This window comes from Ureibacillus sp. FSL W7-1570, assembly GCF_038593265.1.
Classification (GTDB): Bacteria; Bacillota; Bacilli; order Bacillales_A; family Planococcaceae; genus Ureibacillus; species Ureibacillus suwonensis.
Map to the genome: position 1 here is coordinate 3,259,581 of NZ_CP151979.1, position 21,195 is coordinate 3,280,775.

At 39.8% G+C, this 21,195-nt stretch carries 21 protein-coding genes; 12 read left to right on the forward strand and 9 right to left on the reverse strand.

Translation table 11 applies throughout. The features are described 5' to 3' along the window. Positions 1-21: 21 nt before the first annotated feature. Positions 22-717, forward strand: coding sequence for an aspartate/glutamate racemase family protein (locus tag NST13_RS16135; RefSeq protein WP_342470046.1), 696 nt, complete (start codon positions 22-24; stop codon positions 715-717). A gap of 82 nt (positions 718-799) precedes the next feature. On the opposite strand, the gene NST13_RS16140 is transcribed toward NST13_RS16135, so the two are convergent. From NST13_RS16140 to NST13_RS16160, 5 genes are read right to left on the reverse strand one after another with little or no spacing between them, the layout of a single operon-like run. Continuing rightward, positions 800-1,876 carry a spermidine/putrescine ABC transporter substrate-binding protein gene (locus NST13_RS16140; protein ID WP_342581077.1) on the reverse strand — a complete coding sequence of 359 codons (1,077 nt, stop codon included), beginning with the start codon at positions 1,874-1,876 and terminating at the stop codon, positions 800-802. After that, positions 1,873-2,676 carry an ABC transporter permease gene (locus NST13_RS16145; protein WP_208651862.1) on the reverse strand — a complete coding sequence of 268 codons (804 nt, stop codon included), beginning with the start codon at positions 2,674-2,676 and terminating at the stop codon, positions 1,873-1,875. The genes NST13_RS16140 and NST13_RS16145 overlap by 4 nt, the downstream gene beginning before the upstream one ends. Then, positions 2,676-3,488 carry an ABC transporter permease gene (locus NST13_RS16150; RefSeq protein ID WP_342581078.1) on the reverse strand — a complete coding sequence of 271 codons (813 nt, stop codon included), beginning with the start codon at positions 3,486-3,488 and terminating at the stop codon, positions 2,676-2,678. Before NST13_RS16150 ends, NST13_RS16145 begins: the two co-directional genes overlap by 1 nt. Further along, the gene (locus NST13_RS16155; protein ID WP_342470042.1) at positions 3,481-4,584 is read right to left on the reverse strand and encodes an ABC transporter ATP-binding protein; all 1,104 of its coding nucleotides are present in this window, start codon (positions 4,582-4,584) and stop codon (positions 3,481-3,483) included. The genes NST13_RS16150 and NST13_RS16155 overlap by 8 nt, the downstream gene beginning before the upstream one ends. 18 nt (positions 4,585-4,602) lie before the next feature. Then, positions 4,603-5,145: an XRE family transcriptional regulator gene (locus NST13_RS16160; protein ID WP_141602977.1), complete on the reverse strand. Its 543-nt coding sequence runs from the start codon at positions 5,143-5,145 to the stop codon at positions 4,603-4,605. Between the two features lie 351 nt (positions 5,146-5,496). Here NST13_RS16160 and NST13_RS16165 point away from each other — a divergent pair, with 351 nt between their 5' ends. Together NST13_RS16165 and NST13_RS16170 are read left to right on the forward strand one after the other, a co-directional pair. Beyond that, positions 5,497-6,039 carry a peroxiredoxin gene (locus NST13_RS16165; protein WP_141602978.1) on the forward strand — a complete coding sequence of 181 codons (543 nt, stop codon included), beginning with the start codon at positions 5,497-5,499 and terminating at the stop codon, positions 6,037-6,039. 54 nt (positions 6,040-6,093) lie between these two features. Next, the gene (locus tag NST13_RS16170; RefSeq protein WP_141602979.1) at positions 6,094-6,531 is read left to right on the forward strand and encodes a redoxin domain-containing protein; all 438 of its coding nucleotides are present in this window, start codon (positions 6,094-6,096) and stop codon (positions 6,529-6,531) included. Positions 6,532-6,556: 25 nt separating this feature from the next. On the opposite strand, the gene NST13_RS16175 is transcribed toward NST13_RS16170, so the two are convergent. Then, positions 6,557-7,216: a TrkA family potassium uptake protein gene (locus tag NST13_RS16175; RefSeq protein ID WP_342470041.1), complete on the reverse strand. Its 660-nt coding sequence runs from the start codon at positions 7,214-7,216 to the stop codon at positions 6,557-6,559. Between the two features lie 84 nt (positions 7,217-7,300). Then, positions 7,301-8,071 (reverse strand): class I SAM-dependent methyltransferase, encoded by a 771-nt coding sequence (locus NST13_RS16180; protein WP_141602981.1) that lies wholly within the window; start codon positions 8,069-8,071, stop codon positions 7,301-7,303. Between the two features lie 312 nt (positions 8,072-8,383). Here NST13_RS16180 and NST13_RS16185 point away from each other — a divergent pair, with 312 nt between their 5' ends. The 7 genes from NST13_RS16185 to NST13_RS16215 all read left to right on the forward strand — a co-directional run bounded on the left by NST13_RS16185 (position 8,384) and on the right by NST13_RS16215 (position 15,719). Next, on the forward strand, positions 8,384-9,580 hold the full coding sequence (locus NST13_RS16185) for an FAD/NAD(P)-binding oxidoreductase (protein ID WP_141602982.1): 1,197 nt from the start codon (positions 8,384-8,386) through the stop codon (positions 9,578-9,580). A 19-nt stretch (positions 9,581-9,599) separates the two neighbouring features. Beyond that, complete coding sequence (locus NST13_RS16190; protein WP_141602983.1) at positions 9,600-10,133, forward strand: hypothetical protein; 534 nt, start codon at positions 9,600-9,602, stop codon at positions 10,131-10,133. 12 nt (positions 10,134-10,145) lie between these two features. After that, positions 10,146-11,558, forward strand: a complete 1,413-nt coding sequence (locus NST13_RS16195) for an MBL fold metallo-hydrolase (protein ID WP_342581079.1) — start codon at positions 10,146-10,148, stop codon at positions 11,556-11,558. 203 nt (positions 11,559-11,761) lie between these two features. Further along, positions 11,762-12,793, forward strand: a complete 1,032-nt coding sequence (locus tag NST13_RS16200; protein ID WP_342470039.1) for an ATP-binding protein — start codon at positions 11,762-11,764, stop codon at positions 12,791-12,793. Beyond that, positions 12,790-13,425, forward strand: a complete 636-nt coding sequence (locus tag NST13_RS16205) for a response regulator transcription factor (protein ID WP_141602986.1) — start codon at positions 12,790-12,792, stop codon at positions 13,423-13,425. The genes NST13_RS16200 and NST13_RS16205 overlap by 4 nt, the downstream gene beginning before the upstream one ends. 84 nt (positions 13,426-13,509) lie before the next feature. Next, on the forward strand, positions 13,510-14,280 hold the full coding sequence (locus tag NST13_RS16210; protein WP_342470038.1) for a sulfite exporter TauE/SafE family protein: 771 nt from the start codon (positions 13,510-13,512) through the stop codon (positions 14,278-14,280). A gap of 164 nt (positions 14,281-14,444) precedes the next feature. Then, positions 14,445-15,719: an ISL3 family transposase gene (locus NST13_RS16215; protein ID WP_342581080.1), complete on the forward strand. Its 1,275-nt coding sequence runs from the start codon at positions 14,445-14,447 to the stop codon at positions 15,717-15,719. Between the two features lie 144 nt (positions 15,720-15,863). On the opposite strand, the gene rnjA is transcribed toward NST13_RS16215, so the two are convergent. Then, the gene (gene rnjA / locus NST13_RS16220; protein WP_342470037.1) at positions 15,864-17,528 is read right to left on the reverse strand and encodes a ribonuclease J1; all 1,665 of its coding nucleotides are present in this window, start codon (positions 17,526-17,528) and stop codon (positions 15,864-15,866) included. 5 nt (positions 17,529-17,533) lie between these two features. Beyond that, positions 17,534-17,743: a DNA-directed RNA polymerase subunit epsilon gene (locus tag NST13_RS16225; RefSeq protein ID WP_342470036.1), complete on the reverse strand. Its 210-nt coding sequence runs from the start codon at positions 17,741-17,743 to the stop codon at positions 17,534-17,536. Between the two features lie 423 nt (positions 17,744-18,166). Between NST13_RS16225 and NST13_RS16230 the strand changes: the two genes are divergently transcribed. Together NST13_RS16230 and ltrA are read left to right on the forward strand one after the other, a co-directional pair. After that, positions 18,167-18,937: a Cof-type HAD-IIB family hydrolase gene (locus tag NST13_RS16230; protein WP_342470035.1), complete on the forward strand. Its 771-nt coding sequence runs from the start codon at positions 18,167-18,169 to the stop codon at positions 18,935-18,937. 763 nt (positions 18,938-19,700) lie between these two features. Further along, on the forward strand, positions 19,701-20,957 hold the full coding sequence (ltrA, locus tag NST13_RS16235) for a group II intron reverse transcriptase/maturase (protein ID WP_340710142.1): 1,257 nt from the start codon (positions 19,701-19,703) through the stop codon (positions 20,955-20,957). Positions 20,958-21,195: the final 238 nt, after the last annotated feature.

The following is a 21,195-nucleotide window of genomic DNA, read 5'->3' on the forward strand; positions in this document are numbered from 1 at the left end:
TGAAATAGTGGAGGAACTTACATGAAAACAATAGGGCTAATCGGCGGAATGAGTTGGGAATCTACGGTTGAATACTATCGAATCATCAATGAAGAAGTGAAGAAAAGATTGGGTGGTTTGCATTCGGCAAAATGTCTTTTATACAGCGTCGATTTTGAGGAAATCGAGCGGTTCCAGTCGGAAAGCAAGTGGGAGGAAGCAGGAAAGCTGTTAGGAAATGTGGCTTATTCATTGGAAAAAGCGGGGGCGGATTTTATTGTCATTTGTACGAATACGATGCATAAGGTGGTAGAGTATGTGGAAGAAAAAATAAGCATCCCCGTTTTACATATTGCGGATGCCACTGCAGAGCAGATCAAAAGATTAAGCCTCCAAAAGGTGGGACTATTAGGGACGAAATACACGATGGAGCAGGATTTTTATAAATCACGGATTGAATCAAACGGAATAAAAGTTTTGGTGCCGAATGAAGAAGAAAGAAAAAGGATCAATCAGATTATTTATGAAGAATTGTGTTTAGGCAAAATCCAACCATCATCAAGAGATTATTACAAGAACGTGATTCGGAATTTGGTTGAACAAGGTGCGGAAGGAATTATTTTGGGATGCACGGAAATTGGTTTATTAGTGAAGCAAGAGGATTCGGAAGCGCCTTTATTTGATACGGCAAAAATTCATGCAATTGAAGCGGTGAATAAAGCATTGGCCTCTCAATGAGATCATGAAGATGTTAATAAAAAAGAAAGGGTTTTACATATCGTTGTATCGAACTATGTAAAACCCTTTTCATTTTTAGATGTTATTTAATGGACATTTTGAATTGCAAAAAGTATTCATTATATTTTCCGAGCCATTCCAAACCTAGATTTTCATATACTTCCAATCTGTTTTTAATTTCTTCAGGAGGATAGAAGCGCTCATCGTTGGCGATTTCCGGATCCATAATTTCTAATGCTGCTTTATTCGGTGTGGAGTATCCGACATATTCCGCATTTTGGGCAGCCACTTCCGGGTCGAGCATGAAGTTAATAAAAGCGTGGGCACCTTCGATATTTTTCGCCGTTTTCGGGATGACAAAGTTGTCAAACCACAAATTGGAACCTTCTTTCGGCACCGCATAGTCCAATTCTTCGTTTTCCGCCATCATATCTGCGGCAGAACCAGACCAAGTGAGAGCAACGGCTGCTTCATTATTCTCCATCATCGGAATAATCTCATCACCGATCACCCCTTTAATATTGGGAGAGAGTTTAATGAGCTTATCTGTTGCTTTTTGCAATAGTTCTTCATCTTTTGCATTCAACGATTCCCCCATTGAGTTTAAGCCCATTCCCATAACTTCACGGGCGCTGTCCACCAAGAATACTTTGTTTTTCAATGAAGGATCCCATAAATCGTTCCATGATTCAAAATTCAAAGGTTTGGAGAGCATGTTTGGATTATAAACGATGCCAACCGTACCCCAGAAATAAGGGATGGAATATTTATTGCCAGGATCAAAAGGCAAATCCAAATAATAAGGATCGATGTATTTTAAATTTGGGATTTTTGAATGATCAATCGGATAAAGCAAGTCTTTTTCAATCATCATTTCGATTGTATATTCAGACGGGACAGCGATATCGTAAGTTGTTCCGCCTTGCTCAATTTTGGTGAGCATCGCTTCATTGGAATCAAAAGTTTCATAAATGACTTTAATGCCAGTTTCTTTAGTAAATTGCTTCAATAAGTCCGGATCGATGTAGTCTCCCCAGTTATAGATTGTAATCGTATTTTTGCTTCCTTTACTTCCGGAGGCTTCCAACTGGCCAGCAACAAAATAAAGTCCGGCACAGACGATTAAAATGGCAATGCTTAAATTGATTAATGATCTCATAATTTACCGACCCCCCCGTTAATCAATTTCGTGCGGCGGGTTACGAAATAATATCCAATGACAATCAGCACCGTCACGATAAATATAATTCCGGAAAGGGCATTTACAGTCAACGAAATTCCTACACGGGCGATGGAATAAATTTCTACAGATAATGTGGAAAATCCGTTTCCTGTCACGAAAAATGTAACGGCGAAATCATCGAGTGAATAAGTGAGCGCCATAAAGAAGCCGGCAAAAATGCCCGGTTTGATGTAAGGAATAATCACGCGATACATGACATCTCTTTTTGTAGCCCCCAAATCCTGGGCTGCATCAATTAAATTCGGATTCATTTCGGATAGTTTTGGCAGCACCATCAACACAACAATCGGTATGCTGAAGGCAATATGGGAAATTAAAACAGATGCAAATCCGAGTTTAACCCCAATCATTGTAAATAGGATTAAGAAGCTTGCTCCAATCACAACGTCCGGACTGACAATCAAAATATTATTGAGCGAAAGCAAAGTATTTCGCATTTTCCGGTTCTTGATTGATGCGATGCCAATAGCCCCTAAAGTGCCAAGAATTGTAGAAATTAAGCTTGATAATAAAGCGACGATAAGGGTATTAATTAATATCACTAACAGCCGGGAATCTTCAAAAACGGCTTCATAATGCTCCAAAGTAAAGGACTCAAAGTTGGACATGGAACCGCCGCTATTGAAGGAATAGAAAATCAAATAGAAGATAGGCGCGTATAATATAATGAATACGACAACCAGATAAATTTTTGCAGTTGTTGATAATTTATTCATTATACGCGGCCTCCTTTAGTTCTTCTAGTTCTAGCAGTAAAAATCATGCTCGCAAACATGATGATAACAAGGAATACGGCAATCGTTGAACCCATTCCCCAGTTTTGCGCCACAAGGAATTGCTGTTCAATAGCTGTACCCAGTGTAATCACCTGGTTTCCTGCTATTAAGCGCGTAATCATAAAGAGCGACAGGGCGGGAATGAATGTTACTTGAATGCCTGATTTAACTCCTTCAATTGTTAGCGGCCAAATGACACGGCGGAATGTTGTAAAAGGGGAAGCCCCTAAATCCCGCGCTGCATCCACCAATGTCGGGTTTAATTTATCCAAAGAGTTGAAAATCGGAATAATCATAAATGGTATAAAGATATAGACAGCTACAAAGATAAAGCTGAAATCGGTAAACAAGATTTGTTTCGGCTCGATACCAAACACGCTGATGACGGCATTGATCGGTCCGTATAAACCGAAAATGCCGATAAATGCATACGTTTTTAAAAGCAAGTTGATCCATGAAGGAATAATAATAAACATCAACCAAAGATATTTATGTTTCGTTTTCGTCAAAAAGTAGGCCGTTGGGTAAGATACCAATAAAGTAAAGAATGTAATCACAACGGCGTAAAAAAAGCTTGTGAAGGTCATTTTTAAATAAACAGGCGAGAAGAATCGTTTATAGTTTTCCAGCGTAAAATTGCCGTTTAAATCAAGCAAGGAATAATAGATGATTAAAGCGATTGGAGCGATGACGAAGAATACAATCCAAAGAATATAGGGGATGAGAGGCCCCTTTGCTACGCGATCACGCATTCCGCTCATCATCTCCATAGGATTCCAATCGCTTGTCGAATTCTTCTTCCGTCTCGTTCAAACGCATGACATGGATTGCTTCCGGTTCAAAATATAAGCCGATTTCTTCGCCCACTTCCGCCTTTTTCAAAGAATGGACAAGCCATTCATTGCCGTCTTTGTCATAAGTTGATAATTCATAATGCACGCCTCGGAATAATTGGGTATCCACCGTCACAACAAGCTTCCCTTTATCGACGGAAGTGATTTCCAAGTCTTCCGGGCGGATGACAATATCCACTTTTTCGTTCGGTTTCATCCCTTTATCCACACAATCAAATACTTTTCCGGTAAATTGCACTTTATAGTCTTCCAACATGATTCCCTCAACGATGTTCGATTCTCCAATGAAATCCGCAACGAACCGGTTGATTGGTTCATCGTATATATCAACAGGGGAACCGGATTGTTGAATTTCGCCATCATTCAAAACAAAAATCTCATCGGACATGGCCAACGCCTCTTCTTGATCGTGAGTGACAAACACAAAGGTTTTGCCGAGGCGTTGCTGCAATTCCCTGAGTTCATATTGCATTTCATAACGCAATTTTAAATCAAGAGCTGACAATGGTTCATCGAGTAAAATCACTTCCGGATCATTGACAATGGCCCGGGCAATGGCAACCCGTTGTCGTTGCCCCCCTGACATTTCGGATATTTCCCGGTTTTCAAATCCTTCCAAGTTGACAAATTTCAGCGCTTCTCTCACACGCTCTTGGATTTCTTTTTCTTTCATTTTTTTTATGCGCAAGCCGAACGCGACATTTTCAAAAACATTTAAATGAGGAAAAAGTGCATAATCCTGAAACACTGTGTTGACTTGCCGCTGGTGAGCCGGAACGTTGTTTATTTTTTTTCCATTAAAGTAAACGTTTCCGCTAGAAGGCGCTGTGAAACCCGCGATGATTCGAAGGATGGTTGTTTTCCCGCAACCTGATGGCCCCAGTAGGGTATAAAATTTTCCTTTTTCCAGTTCAAAGTTGATATTTTTCAGTACGACTGTTCCATCGTCATAAGATTTTGAAACATTTTCAAATTGAATGATTGTGTTACCCATACTCAAGCCTCCTAAACCCTATAAATAAGATTCTGTTGCTACAAGAAGCAGTTGTGACTCACCATCATTGGCATTAAAAATTTGGTGATTGCTAGAAGCTTCATAGTAGACCGAGTTTCCTTCGCTTGCAATAAATTCTTCTTCCCCCAGCACTACACGGATCCGCCCCTTCAAAACATAAATGAAGGTTTCCGAAAGGGACGGTTCAAATTGTTTATATTCCCCGCCTTTTTGAAAAGTGATAATCACCGGCTCCATTTCTTTATCGTTGGAAGTGGGAATCAGCCATTTGATTTCGTATTTCTTTTCTTCATCTATATAAGAGGTTTGGTCTTCTTCGCTGTAAACCACTTTTTGTTCTTCCATATCATCATCGAAAAATTCTTTGGGGGTTGAACCCAACACTTCTAAAATGGTAAAAAGCGTGTCGATGGAAGGGGAATTTAAATCACGTTCAAGCTGGGAAATATAACCTTTTGTCAAATCTGTTCTTTCACCAAGCTCTTCTTGTGTCAACCCTTTTTTAATGCGCAATGCTTTAATTTTCTTTCCAATTTGCATATAGTAAAACTCCTCTTTAGCAACAAGCGGTTTATTTTTCCTAAACATTTAGTAAGAAAGTTTACTAATACAAAACTTTAAGTTTACAATTACAGATAATGATTATACAGAATTTTAAAGGGAATGCAACATTTTTTATTAAAATTTCAATTTCAAAAGGCTTCTTTGGAGAAGCAGCTGATTTGTGGACCGATTCGCAACGGAACAATTCTGTGGAGATATATTTTTATGGGGTTTTCAGTATGATAATAAAGGACGTTTTGTGAAATAAATTGAAATTCATTCATTCATTTGTTAGTGTAAAAATTAGGAAAGTATTACCTTCATTATTCAATAAGGGGGGAAACAATCATGGCAGAGCGTTTAGTCGGCAAACAGGCACCATTATTTGAACTGGATGCGGTAATGCCGGACAAAACCTTTGGTAAAGTCTCTTTGGAAAAAATTATAAATGAAGGGAAATGGACAGTTTTATTTTTTTATCCAATGGATTTCACATTCGTATGTCCGACTGAAATTACGGCAATCAGCGACCGTTATGATGAGTTTCAGGAATTGGAAGCGGAAGTGATTGGTGTTTCGACGGATTCCATATATACCCACCTTGCCTGGATTAATACGGAGCGCACAAAAAACGGCATCGGTACACTGAAATATCCTTTGGCTTCAGATCATACCCATGCTGTGGCCAAGGAGTACGGAGTGTTAATCGAAGAAGAGGGAGTCGCATTGCGCGGATTATTCATTATTAATCCTCTGGGCCAAATTCAATATGAAGTGGTGCATCACAACAATGTGGGCAGGGATGTGGATGAAGTTTTGCGTGTATTGCAGGCGCTTCAAACTGGAGGCCTATGCCCAGCCAATTGGCGTCCAGGCGAATCAACTTTGTGATGTTTTTTCCCATATTAATTAATGTGGGGATTTATCAATAAAAGGAGGAAATCGATGAAACTGCGTTCACCATTGCCTGAGTTGGGTGGTGCAACGACCTGGATCAATGGTAAAGTGACGAAGGAAGAGTTGCTGGGGGAAAAAGCGACGTTAATTCATTTCTGGTCGGTCAGCTGTTATATATGTAAAGAAGCGATGCCTGATCTTAACGGGCTTCGGGAAAAGTATAAAAATCAATTGAATGTTGTGGCTGTGCATATGCCCCGTTCCGAAGAGGACCAGGATTTGGAAACGATTGAACAAGTGGCCAAAGATTTAGGAATCACACAGCCAATCTACGTGGATAATGATTTTATCTTATCGGATTTATTTGAAAATGAATATGTGCCATCGTATTACGTATTTGACCGTTCCGGTTTGTTGCGCCACTATCAGGCTGGCGGAAAAGGAATGAAAATGTTGGAACAGCGGTTGAATCGTATCCTAAATTGAAGTGCCTGGCGAAAATGCCAGGCACTTATGTCATTGCCCGATTAACGAAACGGTTGATGTCCACTACCGCTCCGATTACAAGCAACACATCGCCCAATAGGATTTTCTCATCAGCCCCAGGGGAGATAATAATGTGATCCCCGCGTTTGATGCCGATGATGTTGATACCGTAATTGGCACGAATGTCCAAATCTTTGATGGAATAACCGGCAATCCGATCATTGGATTTGATTTCCATAATGGAATATTCATCAGATAATTCCAGATAATCGAGTACGTTATTGGACATCATGTTGTTGGCGATCCGGATGCCCATATCCCTCTCCGGATGAACGATGACGTCCGCACCGATTTTATGCAGCACTTTTGCATGATAATCGTTTTGGGCTTTCGCTGTGATTTGCGGCACTCCCATTTCCTTTAAGATTAGCGTTGCCAGTATGCTGGCTTGGATATCGTCCCCAATCGCGACGATGACATGCTCAAAATTTTGGAGTCCGAGCGATTTCAAAGCTTCTTCATCCGTTGCATCCGCAATGACCGCTTCCGTTGCAATTTTTGCATAATCTTCCACCCGTTCGGGATCAGAGTCGATTGCCATCACATCCGCCCCCAGTCGGACCAATTCTTCCACGATGCTTCCTCCGAACCGTCCTAATCCGATGACGACAAATTCTTTTCTCATTAGTTACCTCCGTGCGTTGTATGTACATCGATGTCATTATTGTAACGTAGTCTTCTAATTTCCACAAATAGAGGGGAAGCCCATCTATTGTTTTTTGATGCCAATGACACGGATTCGTTTATAATCCGCAACCCAAACCCCGTTTTCAAAAAGGGAAGGTTTCAATGATTTTTCAACATTTTCAATAATCTGCTGTTTCGTTTCCTCGTGGATGCCTTCGAAAAACAGACTTCCGAACATGTCAATCCAATTTTTTAGTCCTTCTTCCCCTTCAAGCGGTGTAGGGCGGTCAAAATGCATGGCAAAAATTACACGGAAACCGGCCTGTTCCATCAAAGTGGTATATTCCCCGATGCTCGGAAAATACCAAGGGAAAGGGATGTTTTTTTCGATTCCCGCTTTTTTGATTTGCGTATCAATTGCTTGGGAAATCGTTTGCACATTTCCTTTGCCGCCAAACTCGGCAACAAATCGGCCGCCTTTTTTTAAGCTATTATAAATATTTGTCAGGGCTTTTTCGGGCTGTCTGACCCAGTGCAATACGGCATTCGAGAAAACGGCATCAAATTCATTATGAAAATCGAGTTGTGTCACATCCTTTACGTAAAATGAAAGATGCGGGTATTTCTCTTTCGCTTTGGCAATCATCTTTTCGCTTGAATCAATCCCAACAACCTTTGCTCCGGCATCCGCCATTTGACAAGCCAAATCTCCTGTTCCGCATCCGACATCCAGTATTTTTTCCCCCTTTTTCGGTGCCAGCACCTTGACCAAACTATCTCCAAATGCTGAAACGAAAGAATGTTTATCATCATAAAGTGATGGATTCCATTGATCTTTCCGCATTGTGCCCATGAACATCACTCCTTCCATATTTAGAAAAATTATACATAAAACGATTTGAATGAAAAAATGAATGATAAGAATATTCTTTATAACTTTTTTTCATTTAAGGATGACAAAAAAGGTCTGTAACATGCGATCGCCGGTGCATTTCCTCCAAAGCATGACATAGCATTGTTTGTCCGGTTCCAATAGAAATGGAAAACAAAACTTCGTAATTTTCTGAAATATTAAATATTAGGGGGATTCCCCTATATGTTACAAATCTCCAATCTTATACCATGACAATAAGAGAATTACTGATGGATAAGGAAGGGGCTGAAAATGGAGAATCAGACTTATAAAATCGTAATAGTAGGCGGAGGAACGGGTGGGATAACCGTCGCTGCCCAGCTTTTGAGAAAAATGCCGACTTTGAGGGATCAAATTGCCATAATTGATCCTTCCGGCAAGCATTATTATCAGCCTTTATGGACATTGGTCGGCGGTGGGGTATACAAAAAAGAAAAATCTGTAAGAGACATGAAAACAGTAATTCCTGAAGGGGCTACTTGGATTCAACAAGCAGTTAAGAAATTTTATCCAAAAGACAATAAAGTGCAACTGGAAAACAATGATTTCGTTCATTATGAATTTTTAGTGGTGGCTGCAGGCCTCGAGATTCACTGGGATAAAATTAAGGGATTAAAAGAGGCGTTAGGTACGAAAAACGTTTGCAGCAATTATTCTTATGAACATGTTGATTACACTTGGGAAACCATTCGGAATTTCAAATCGGGAACCGCTGTTTTTACACACCCTGCTTCACCTGTAAAATGCGGCGGTGCACCTCAAAAAATTATGTACTTGGCAGATGATTATTTCAGAAAAACAGGTGTAAGAGATCAAATCAAAATTATTTTCGGTTCAGCAAACGCAACCATATTTGATGTTGCCAAGTACCGTCAAGAGTTGGAAAAGATATTGGTGAGAAAGGGGATTGATGCCCGTTTCTGTTATAACTTGGTAGAAATTAAACCGGATGAAAAAATTGCGATTTTTGAAGATTTAAATAGCGGAAAAAAAGATGAAATCCAATACGACATGATACATGTTACCCCCTATATGGGGGCACCGAAGTTTGTTGCAGAAAGTCCTCTTGCAGATGAAACAGGATTCTTGGCGGTCGACATTCATACCCTTCAACATAAAAAATTTGAAAACGTTTTCGGACTGGGGGATAACGCAAACCTTCCTACTTCGAAAACAGGTGCGGCCATACGAAAGCAAGCGCCTGTTCTTGTTGATAACTTGATTGCCAGCATCAGAAATCAAACGACAAAAACGATTTATAACGGCTATACTTCTTGTCCGATTGTAACAGGATATAACAAATTGATTTTAGCGGAATTTGACTACTCCAAAGAACCTACGGAATCAATGCCTTTTGACCAAGGAGTTGAAAGGACGAGTATGTACATTTTGAAAAAAGACTTGTTGCCTGTTTTATATTGGAATGGCATGTTAAAAGGCACGATGTAAAATTGGAGGGAATCCAACAGTGAATACATCTGTTCAAAATCAGTTGGAACAGCCGGAAATACAGGAGGCTATTGTTTCCTTTCTTAAAAATTTGCCCGCTTATGAAAAACAACTACAACAAATTGGACAATACGTCAATTTCGGCAAGGAAATTTTAGCCGATAAAGAGGTTTTGCAACCATACGATCAATTATTTCGCACTTACGATATCAATTTAAAAACATTGGAAGCAATACTTGAATTATTGGAGAAATTGCCAAGGCTGAACAAAATGATTGAGCAACTTGAAAATATCCTTGATTTTATACAATCCATAATGCATGACGAAGCGACAACACAACATATTACTGATGCTTTAAAAGAATATGCCCATCCGATTGTTGAAAAAGGAAAAAGCGGCATGTCCCTGCTAAAAGAAATTCAGCAACGGGCTGAATCTGCACAGGAGCCTATTAAACTAATCACAATTTACAAGTGGTTGAAAGATCCTGCTGTTCAAAAGGTGCTTCAATATGTGCAAGCCACTTTATCGGTATTAAATAAAAAATCATAAGGAGGAATGACTATGTTATTGCGTTATTTTTACGATGAAAAATTGGCCCATGCCTCTTATATGGTGGGTTGCCAACAACATGGCAAGGCGGTTGTTATTGATCCTATGCGGAATATTGAACCATATATTGAAGTAGCCCGAAAGGAAAAATTGGAGATAGTCGGTTCATTGGAAACGCATATTCACGCAGATTTTGTCAGCGGATCCCGGGAATTGGCCGACCGGTTCGGAGCCACTTTGTACATTTCCGATGAAGGGGACGAAAATTGGAAATATACAAATTTAGAGGGGCTTTCCTATCAACTATTGAAAGACGGCGACATTATTAAATTAGGGAATCTTACTTTTGAAGTGATGCATACTCCAGGGCATACGCCAGAGCACATTTCCTTTTTATTAACAGACGGTGCAGCTGCGGATAAGCCGATTGGCATTTTTACAGGGGATTTTGTTTTTGTCGGTGATATTGGCCGTCCGGATTTATTGGAAAGAGCAGCTGGAATGGCTGGGACTGCGGAAGTTGGGGCACGCCAAATGTTTAAGTCCATTCAACGTTTTAAAGAACTGCCCGATTATTTGCAAGTGTGGCCGGCACATGGAGCGGGAAGCGCCTGCGGAAAAGCGTTGGGAGCGGTTCCATCATCAACGGTAGGTTATGAAAAGCAATTTAACTGGGCAATGAAAATTGAAAATGAAGAGGAATTTGTAAAGGAATTACTTCGGGGACAGCCTGAGGCACCATATTACTTTGCCGTTATGAAGAGAGTGAACAAAATCGGAATAGAATTGATTAAAAACTTACCGGAAATACCATTCATCGATTCCCTTAAAGAGATTGAAAAAGTGATCAAGGATGGATTCTTAGTAATCGATACCCGAAGCCCTAAAGATTTTTCAAAAGGCTTTATTGCAGGAACAGTCAATATTCCATTGAGTCAATCATTCACCACTTGGGCAGGTTGGATTGTCGATTACAATAAACCAATTTATGTATTGACGAATCCAACTGATATTGAAGAAGTGCTGATTGCTCTCCGCTCCATTGGAATTGACAAAATTGCCGGCTTTGCCGATGTAAAGGGGATGTTGTCTCAATCCAATAAGTTATGCAGTTATGAAAATATTACACCAATGGAAGCAAGAACATTATTAAGTGAGGGAAAAGCGCAAATTGTGGATGTGCGGAATTTATCCGAGTATGAAGAAGGGCATATTGATGGAGCAAAGCACATTATGCTGGGAACGTTAAAGAATAGACTTGACGAAGTGCCAAAAGGAAAAGTTATTATGCAATGCCGTTCTGGTGCCCGTTCGGGTATAGCTACAAGCATTTTATTGTCAAAAGGATTTAAAGATGTCGTGAATTTAGATGGCGGATATGAAAGATGGGTAACAGAAACTCAAACAGATGCCGTAAGAAATTAATGGATAAACAACACTAGTAAAAATTTTGCCTGGGCCTTTCGAAACTTGTTCAATTAAGTTTGGAGGCTCAGGCTCTTTTTAACGGAATCAGTTGCTTATTTTTTTCAATTTCTGTAGGGATTCTTTCTGCCATTGTTATATTTTTTTTATCATAAACATATGAGATTATGATATCGGAAAGTAATTTAATTGAGGTGTTTTCATTGCACAAAATCAATCATACAGAATACTTCCAAAAGGTTTACGAACACATTCAAGATGGAATCGTTGTAATGAGGGAATCCAGGGAAATTATTATGTTGAATCCAGCGGCAAAAAGGCTGACCGGGTGGAAAGTTGGTGACTATGTTCCTTACTGCAGTTTTTGCACGACAAGAAATCGGCGGGTAGAAACCCCGTCTTGTTATTTAATGGCCAACGAAGATGTTCCGTCCATATTGTCCCAAATGTCAACAAATCGAAAAAAAACACTGGATGTGGAAATGAGTGTTTCGGTCATTAATAGAAATGTAGAAACTGGAGAAAATGAGTATTTACTTGTATTAAGGGATTGTGAAACCATGTTGAAAGCGCAGGAAGCAGCGCTCAATAAAAAAATGATTCAAGCTTTGATTGATGCGAAAGAATCTGAACATAAACGATTAGCTCAGGAATTGCATGATGGGGTTGGACAATCACTTTACTCGGTTTCGGTCGCCTTAGAAGCGATTGAAGCGTATATGCAGGATAATGAAAAACTGTCCAGTTATGTAAAAGAAGTGCGAAATGAGCTGCGGAAAGTGATTGAAGATGTGTATACGTATTCCTACAATTTACGTCCGCAAAGTTTAGATCAATTGGGATTGAAAGCAGCTTTGGAAAACTTAATAGACAATATGAAAAAAATGACTCCTCATCTGATATTCGAGTTAACAACCCAAGGGCTTGACCGATGTGATCCGGCTATTGAAATCAATCTATACCGCATTGCCCAAGAAGCGTTGCACAATGTGGTCAAGTATGCGCAGGCATCCTATGTGAAAATCTCTATTCGGAAAAATAATACGCACATTCATATGAAAATTGAAGATGACGGAATCGGATTTGACCGCAAATCGATTCAAAACAAGGGACTCGGCTTAAAACATATTGAAGAACGAGTTGATTTGTTAAGCGGTACATGTGCCATTCGTTCAGAAATGAACAAAGGTACCGTTGTTGAAGTTACTATTCCGAGATGGAGGCCGAATACATGATAAAAGTTTTTCTAGTCGATGACCATGTTTTAATCCGCAAGGGTATCGCCTTATTATTAGAAAACTATCGTGATTTGGAAGTGGTAGGGGAAGCGAGCGATGGAGAAGAATGTTTGCAACAGTTATACAGTTTGGATGTGGATGTGGTTTTAATGGATATTTCCATTCCAAAAGGCATTGATGGTTTCACAGCCACTCGAAAGATAAAGAAGGAGTTTCCAAAAATCAAGGTTGTCATGCTTACGATGCATAATGAATTTGCTTACATTCAAAAGGCTATTGAAACTGATGCGGATGGCTACATTTTAAAAAATAGTCAGGCAAACCAAGTATATCAAGCCATTCAGGCGGTTTACTCAGGAAGAAAATATTATGATGTTGGAATTCCAAAAGAGCAGCTTGAAAAATGGTTTAAAAATAAAGGAAAACAGAAAAAGGACGTTCTATCAAGCAGAGAACAAGAAATTGTGCGGTTAACCATATTGGGATATACCAATTTGCAAATTGCCGATAAATTGTCCATCAGTTCCAAAACAGTGGAAAACCACAAAGCAAACATCATGCAGAAATTGGATTTAAAAACGAAAGCGGAACTGATTCAATACGGCATTGCCAATAAATATATTATCTGAAAAATTAGTGGAATCCCCCTATAGGATATTCAACGTGAATGCTATACATTGAAAAAAAGTTCTAAAAAAGCAGGTGAATCAAGTATGGCATTCACGTTTGCCGTTGTCATTTTCTGCATTGGATTTGTGGGCTCATTTGTTTCCGGCATGGTTGGAATAGGTGGTTCCATCATTAAATACCCAATGCTCCTCTATTTGCCGCCACTTTTTGGACTCGCATCTTTCACTGCCCATGAAGTGTCTGGTATCAGCGCAATCCAAGTATTCTTTTCCTCACTTGCAGGCATCTGGTCGTACCGCAAAGACGGTTATTTAAATAAAACTCTTATTTTATATATGGGGGTTTCCATTTTAGCAGGAAGTCTTTTGGGAAGTTTTGGATCCAATTATTTTTCGGAAGAAGCGATTAATTTTGTTTATGGATTGTTAGCTATCATCGCGGCTCTATTGATGTTCATTCCCACAAAGGAAATTGATGATATATCAACCCTCACTTTTAATAAATGGTTGGCTGCTTCCCTGGCATTTATTGTCGGAATAGGTTCTGGAATTGTTGGGGCAGCCGGTGGTTTTTTGCTCGTTCCTATTTTATTAGTCATTTTAAAAATTCCTACAAGGGTAACCATTGCAACAAGTTTAGCCGTCACTTTCATCTCATCTATTGGAGGGACTTTTGGGAAAATAATAACCAATCAAATAGATTATTGGTCCGCTTTCATTATGATCATCGCCAGTATTACTGCCACTCCCCTTGGAGCAAAGGTGGGGAAGAAAATGGATACAAAGGTGTTAAAAATGATTTTGGCTGTACTTATCACTGCCGCTGCCATTAAAACTTGGATTGACATATTGTAGTTCTTATTTGTGGAATATGAGGATTGGAAATAAAGGCTCTATAATATTTGGTGTTGGTGAGTATAAACCAGCACCAATTTTTTTGAACAAAAAAAAATGAGACAGTGACAAAACTCTGGTAAAATGTAATCGCCAAAACACATTTTCCAAAGGAGTTGTGTCACATGTCTCACCATCATTCTATACGAAACCTACTCAATATAAAAGACAAAAATATCACATTTGATGAAAATTTTTGTGCAGAAGAACTCATTAAAGGGGTCCAATCAAAAGTCTTTTATGGCCAATTAACTTACCAACCAAAAGCTTGTTATGCTTGTGGACATGTCTTTGATGTTCAAATCATTAAACACGGTTTTAAAACGTCTCTCATTAAAATGCCTAGCATTTCAGGTTTTCATACCTACTTAAAATTGCGTAAACAGCGTTATTTCTGTAAACATTGTCATTCCACGTTTACTTTAAAAACGAGCGTCGTGGCTAAAAACTGTTGTATTTCCAACAATACTAAAGTAGCGATTGCTTTAAACGCCAAAGATAAAATATCCGAAAAAGATATTGCGATGAAACATCATGTTTCTCATGCCACTGTCAGTCGTGTCATTGACAGCTTTTATAGCTATTATCAACCAAATGTTCACTACCTTCCAAAGCATTTGTGTTTTGATGAGTTTAAATCAGTGAAATCCGCAGCTGGAGCGATGTCCTTTATTTTCTGCGACTCTGAAACGGGGGAGATTGTGGATATCGTGGAGGACCGGAGATTACATGTCCTCAAAGAGTATTTCTTACGGTATTCCAAGAAGGCGAGAGATGCGGTAAAAACGATTGTCATCGATATGTACAGCCCTTATATTTCCTTAATCCACGAAGTTTTCCCTAAAGCGGAAATCGTACTCGACAAATTCCATATCCTCCAACTATTTAGCAGAGCTTTAAACAAAACACGCATCAACGTCATGAATCGGGATAAAAAGAATTACAATAAATTAAAAAAATACTGGAAGCTCCTTCTGAAAGATCAAACAAAACTTGATTATAAGAACTATAAATATCATCGTTGCTTTAAAAAGCATATGTGTGAGGTGGAGATTCTCCACTATCTCATTGATTTAGATTCTGAATTAAAAGCGTCCTATGAGTTATATCAATACGTGCAACATTGCATAAAAATCAAAGACTTTGAGCTCCTAAAGAAAACATTAGAGAATAAACAAAATATCGTTTCCAGCTATATGAAAACCGCCATCAAGACAATCAACAAATACATCAATTACGTGGAGAATACGTTGAAATATGATTATAACAACGGCATTTTAGAGGGGATTAATAACAAAATCAAAGTGATTAAACGCATTTCTTTCGGTTATCGATCCTTCTATCACTTTAGAAACCGAATATTCATTACCCAAAACTTAGCGAAAATAAAAACAGCTTAGGGGAACCTCGAATTTCCCCTAAGCCATCCGATTACATATTACCAAATAATGTAACTAAAATTTATTCACCAACACCATTTGACAAAGAACCGAAATAAAGCAAGGCTGCCAAGGAGAAGAACGCTTCCCAGGCAGCCTTGTTTTTTATACCTCCATAATAATCGGCAAAATCATTGGCCGACGTCTCGTTTTTTCAAATAAATAAGGAGATAAAATTTCCGTAATTTCATTTTTTAACTCTGTCCATTGGGATTTTTCCTGAATTTTTTCTGCCAAGTGTTCAGAAAGCATTTTTTGTGCTTCACTGATCAACGTAGCCGATTCGCGCATATACACAAAGCCTCTGGAAATGATATCAGGACCTGCCATAATTTTTTGCTGTTTCATATCTACGCTGACCACAACGATGACCAATCCTTCCTCGGAAAGAATGCGTCGATCGCGCAACACGATATTGCCGATGTCACCAATGCCGCTTCCATCGATGTAGATATCTCCGGATGGAACCCTTCCTGCCACATACGCTTCATCTGAGCTTAACGCAAGCACATCTCCATTTTCCATCACGAAAGTATTTTCAGGTGGAACATCGCAATCAATGGCAAGCTTTGTATGCATTTTCAACATGCGATATTCACCGTGGATCGGCATGAAGAATTTCGGTTTCATCAATCGGAGCATCAACTTTTGTTCTTCTTGGGAACCGTGTCCGGAAGTATGGATGTTGTTGATGGATCCATGGATGACTTCTGCTCCCGCTCTGTACAATAAGTTGATAATTTTATTGACACTTATTGTGTTTCCAGGAATTGGTGAAGAGGAGAACACAACAGTATCTCCAGGCTGAATTTGAATTTGCCGGTGAGTGCCGTTTGCGATACGCGACAATGCGGCCATCGGTTCACCTTGAGAGCCTGTACATAAAATCATCACTTCATTTGCAGGAAGTCGATTGATCGTTTGAGCGTCAACAAACGTTTCTTTGGGAGCGGTAATGTAACCTAATTCCCGGCCAATCGAAATGGCATTATCCATTGATCGTCCGAAAACTGCAATTTTTCTGCCGTATTGGGCTGCTGCATCGGTTACTTGTTGGAGACGGTGAATATTGGAAGCAAAAGTTGCAAAGATGATGCGTCCTTCCACTTTGCGGAAAATATCGTGGATGCTTTCGCCAACTTTCCGTTCTGACATTGTAAAGTTGGGCACTTCGGCATTCGTGCTGTCCGACAATAAACAAAGCACTCCATCGCGACCAATTTCAGCCATCTTTGTCAAGTTCGCGGGTTCGCCAACCGGTGTAAAGTCGAATTTAAAGTCGCCCGTATGAACGATGTTGCCAGGCGGTGTTTTCACCACGATTCCAAATGCGTCCGGAATACTGTGGGTTGTTCTGAAGAAGCTGACGGATGTTTTTCGGAATTTGATCACATCGTCTTCTTTGATTTCGATTAACTTTGTCTGGCGAAGCAATCCGTGCTCTTCCAATTTGTTGCGCAAGAGCCCGAGAGCCAGTTTTCCTCCGTACACCGGAACATTGACTTGACGCAATAAATACGGAATTCCACCGATGTGGTCTTCATGGCCATGGGTGATAAACAACCCTTTTATTTTATCTGCATTTCGCACTAAATAAGTGTAGTCAGGGATGACATAGTCGATTCCCAAAAGGTCATCTTCAGGAAATTTAATGCCTGCATCGATGATAATAATTTCGTCTTGAAACTGTACGCAGTAAGTGTTTTTGCCGATTTCGCCCAGTCCGCCGAGAGCGAAAACAGCCGTTTGATCATTTTTTACAAACTTCATATAGGTTATGCATTCTCCAAACGGAAATTCGGGCTATTTTTTTCGTAATCCAAATATTTGCCCTCTAGTAATTGGATATACTCGATCAAAATGCGGCGATCTTTTAAATATTCGCGGACTTCTCGCTCTGAATCTGCTTCCAGGTATAGGCTTTTTGTATTTTCGCGAATAGGCACTTCATCTGGATTTTCTTGATAATACACTTTGTAAATCATTTTTTCTCTCCTTCTTTAACCGTACATTTTTGCATTTATTATTTTTCCACTTTTTACGAATATAATCAATTAATATTATATATTAACGCAAATGGTTTTTCCTTTCACAACCATTTGCGTGAAGTGGCGATTCATCATTAAAATAATAAAATCAAAAAAAGCAAAATTTCCCAAAGAAAATGACATGCATTTTCTTTTATATTATCATGGGAATCTTTTAAAATAAAGAAAAGCCCTTCATTTTCGGAGAAGGGCTTAAGCGATTGATTTTTTGCCGAGGATGCCATTGAGACGTCTCAAAAGTTTCTTTTTGAGTCTTTTCAACATGGCACATCACTCCTTATTAAAAGTATAAGGTAGAATGATATATATGTAAAGTATTTTTCATTTACATACAAATATGCGTTGGAAGGGTTAGTGACTATGAAGAAAGTGCTGTTTTTTGACGTGGACGGAACGCTTTACGACAGTAAGAAACAATTGCCACCATCCGCAAAAGAAGCGATTTTTCAAGCGAAAAGAAACGGATATGAAATTGCGATTGCTACAGGCCGTGCCCCTTTTATGATCGAGCCGATTTTAAAAGAGTTGGAGATTGATATATATGTCACTTTTAATGGGCAGTATGTCGTTTATAAAAATGAAGTCATTTTTACCGACAGTGTCCCGAAAGAAGAGTTGACGGAAATTATCGAATTTGGTTCCAAACGGGATCATCCGGTCGTTTTTATTGATGACAAAAAAATGATTGCGACGGCAGGCGGAAACAAAAAGATTGAACAAAGCTTAAAGTCCCTTCGCTATCCTTATCCGAAGATCAATCCCCACTTCTATAAAGAAAATGCCGTCTATCAAACCCTCATCTTTATGGAAGAACAGGAAGAACCGGTTTATCATCAAAACTTTTCCAATGTCAAATTCGTCCGTTGGCATCCGTATTCCTGCGACATTCTGCCAAAAAACGGTTCAAAGGCAAGAGGGATTCATAAAGTGTTGGAAAAAATGAATGTCCCTATTGAAAATGCGATTGCCTTTGGCGACGGATTAAACGACATTGAAATGCTTCAGGCAGTCGGCGTCGGTGTTGCGATGGGCAATGCGAAAGAGCAGGTAAAAGAAATTGCTGATGTGGTCGGCGATCATGTCGATCGTGACGGACTGGCAAAAGTGATGAAGAAATTAGAGATTATTTAGTATTTTAATTATATGCATGAGGATGGTATTCAGTCTCGGCTCCTTCTGAATGGAAGGAGAAAGCAAGTATTTTACAGATTAGATTATAGATGATGTGAGAATGAAAAAACCCCATGGCACTATTCAGGTGCCATGGGGTTTTTTTGTAAAAAAGAAAGAGGCTGGGACAAAAGATAAAAAACACCATTTTCTCACGGGAGAAAAATGGTGTTTTTGTGCGCCCGGCATGTACATGAACTATAGGGTGTAAGTCCCGAACCCCGAAGACAGAAGTAGAGGTTAGCCAAGAGCAAGGGTGTCCGTGGTGACGCGGAATCTGAAGGAAGCTGGAGGCAAAACACCGGTCCGAGGAACACGAACCTCATATAAGGCTAGGTATGATTGAGTGAGTTTGCAAAACAAAACAAAGCTCTTTCTGTCGAAGGTCATATCGAGTAGATGAGGCGGATAGATGGTGTGAAAGTGCATGTACTTACCCGGGGAGGTCTGGCGGATAGGTGAAGTACGCTTCATAACCTACTTAGTGATAAGTAGCTGAACCGTCAGAAGTCAGCAGAGGTCATAGTATTAGTTGGTCTAGAACAACTAAGAAGGACCGAACAATTAAGAGAGAATAGCCCTTGGCATTCAGTGAGTCATGATGAAAACAGAAAACGTAGTACCTCACTTGAGGAAGGAAGCGGTGAATCCCGTGGGGGACCTCTTGGAGGGTGGAGTGACCACTGGCATAAAGAGAACAGCTATTCACGGAAGGAGAATAACGATGCTTTTGAATCAAATCCTGTCACGGGAGAACATGCTTCAAGCACTAAAACGTGTAGAACAGAATAAAGGAAGCCACGGAGTAGATATGATGCCCGTACAAAACCTACGACAGCACATAGTCGAAAACTGGCTATCTATTAAGGAGGCAATTCTCAAGGGAACTTATGAACCAATGCCAGTCCGCAGAGTCGAAATCCCGAAACCTGACGGCGGTGTTCGTTTACTAGGAATCCCTACCGTAACAGACCGTTTGATTCAACAAGCAATCGCCCAAGTACTTTCAAAAGTGTATGACCCTACATTCTCTGAAAACAGCTACGGATTTAGACCAAACCGAAGTGCCCATGATGCGGTGAGGAAAGCGAAAGAATATATAAGAGATGGACATCGATGGGTTGTAGATATGGACTTGGAGAAATTCTTTGATAAGGTCAACCATGACAGATTAATGGGTACACTCGCGAAGAGAATCCAAGATAAACCATTACTGAAATTGATTCGTAAGTATTTACAATCGGGAGTCATGATTAATGGTGTGGTGTCAAGCACATTAGAAGGAACTCCACAAGGAGGACCATTAAGTCCGCTACTATCTAACATTGTACTAGATGAACTAGATAAAGAATTGGAAAGAAGAGGACACAAATTCGTTCGATATGCGGATGACTGTAACATTTACGTGAAAAGTAAACGAGCAGGACTTCGCACAATGGCAAGCATTCAACGATTCATTGAAGGAAAACTACGACTGAAAGTAAATGAAAAGAAATCAGCGGTCGACCGTCCATGGAAACGTAAGTTTCTAGGATTTAGCTTTACCTATCATAAAGAGCCAAAGGTTCGTATCGCAAAAGAAAGCCTTAAACGAATGAAGAATAAAGTTCGTGAAATCACATCACGCAAGATGCCCTACCCGATGGAATACCGCATTCAGAAACTGAATCAATATCTAATGGGATGGTGTGGATATTTTGCGTTAGCAGACACCAAATCTATATTCCTTGAATTAGATAAATGGATTCGTAGAAGACTTCGAATGTGTCTATGGAAGAACTGGAAGAAACCGAAAACAAAGATACGCAACCTTATTCAACTTGGCGTACCACAATGGCAAGCGTATGAATGGGGAAATACTCGGAAGAGTTATTGGCGTATTTCAAATAGTCCAATATTACACAGAACCCTTGGTAACTCCTATTGGAGAAACCAAGGGCTGAAAAGTCTTGAAGCTCGTTATGAAAACTTGCGTCAATGATCTTAATTGAACCGCCGTATACGGAACCGTACGTACGGTGGTGTGAGAGGACGGGAGTTAATCGCTCCCTCCTACTCGATTTGATAATTGAAGAAAATTGATTTCCGTTCCGGGGACGCTTTCCGCGGGCCCGGCTCGAGCCTCCTCGGAGCTCAATCCTTCGCTCCTGCGGGGTCTCGAGACTCGGGCTGTTCCCGCAGGAGTCGCCCCGTCACTCCAATCAATTTTCTGTGATATC

What these genes read in the sequence shown, in the direction of transcription:
- NST13_RS16225 (WP_342470036.1), bottom strand. Translation starts at nt 17,743, where the DNA reads ATGATTTACAAAGTGTATTATCAAGAAAATCCAGATGAAGTGCCTATT.
- NST13_RS16165 (WP_141602978.1), top strand. Translation starts at nt 5,497, where the DNA reads ATGGCAGAGCGTTTAGTCGGCAAACAGGCACCATTATTTGAACTGGAT.
- NST13_RS16175 (WP_342470041.1), bottom strand. Translation starts at nt 7,216, where the DNA reads ATGAGAAAAGAATTTGTCGTCATCGGATTAGGACGGTTCGGAGGAAGC.
- NST13_RS16135 (WP_342470046.1), top strand. Translation starts at nt 22, where the DNA reads ATGAAAACAATAGGGCTAATCGGCGGAATGAGTTGGGAATCTACGGTT.
- NST13_RS16230 (WP_342470035.1), top strand. Translation starts at nt 18,167, where the DNA reads ATGAAGAAAGTGCTGTTTTTTGACGTGGACGGAACGCTTTACGACAGT.
- NST13_RS16215 (WP_342581080.1), top strand. Translation starts at nt 14,445, where the DNA reads ATGTCTCACCATCATTCTATACGAAACCTACTCAATATAAAAGACAAA.
- NST13_RS16145 (WP_208651862.1), bottom strand. Translation starts at nt 2,676, where the DNA reads ATGAATAAATTATCAACAACTGCAAAAATTTATCTGGTTGTCGTATTC.
- NST13_RS16170 (WP_141602979.1), top strand. Translation starts at nt 6,094, where the DNA reads ATGAAACTGCGTTCACCATTGCCTGAGTTGGGTGGTGCAACGACCTGG.
- rnjA (WP_342470037.1), bottom strand. Translation starts at nt 17,528, where the DNA reads ATGAAGTTTGTAAAAAATGATCAAACGGCTGTTTTCGCTCTCGGCGGA.
- NST13_RS16185 (WP_141602982.1), top strand. Translation starts at nt 8,384, where the DNA reads ATGGAGAATCAGACTTATAAAATCGTAATAGTAGGCGGAGGAACGGGT.
- NST13_RS16155 (WP_342470042.1), bottom strand. Translation starts at nt 4,584, where the DNA reads ATGGGTAACACAATCATTCAATTTGAAAATGTTTCAAAATCTTATGAC.
- NST13_RS16210 (WP_342470038.1), top strand. Translation starts at nt 13,510, where the DNA reads ATGGCATTCACGTTTGCCGTTGTCATTTTCTGCATTGGATTTGTGGGC.
- NST13_RS16150 (WP_342581078.1), bottom strand. Translation starts at nt 3,488, where the DNA reads ATGCGTGATCGCGTAGCAAAGGGGCCTCTCATCCCCTATATTCTTTGG.
- NST13_RS16195 (WP_342581079.1), top strand. Translation starts at nt 10,146, where the DNA reads ATGTTATTGCGTTATTTTTACGATGAAAAATTGGCCCATGCCTCTTAT.
- NST13_RS16180 (WP_141602981.1), bottom strand. Translation starts at nt 8,071, where the DNA reads ATGGGCACAATGCGGAAAGATCAATGGAATCCATCACTTTATGATGAT.
- NST13_RS16160 (WP_141602977.1), bottom strand. Translation starts at nt 5,145, where the DNA reads ATGCAAATTGGAAAGAAAATTAAAGCATTGCGCATTAAAAAAGGGTTG.
- NST13_RS16205 (WP_141602986.1), top strand. Translation starts at nt 12,790, where the DNA reads ATGATAAAAGTTTTTCTAGTCGATGACCATGTTTTAATCCGCAAGGGT.
- ltrA (WP_340710142.1), top strand. Translation starts at nt 19,701, where the DNA reads ATGCTTTTGAATCAAATCCTGTCACGGGAGAACATGCTTCAAGCACTA.
- NST13_RS16140 (WP_342581077.1), bottom strand. Translation starts at nt 1,876, where the DNA reads ATGAGATCATTAATCAATTTAAGCATTGCCATTTTAATCGTCTGTGCC.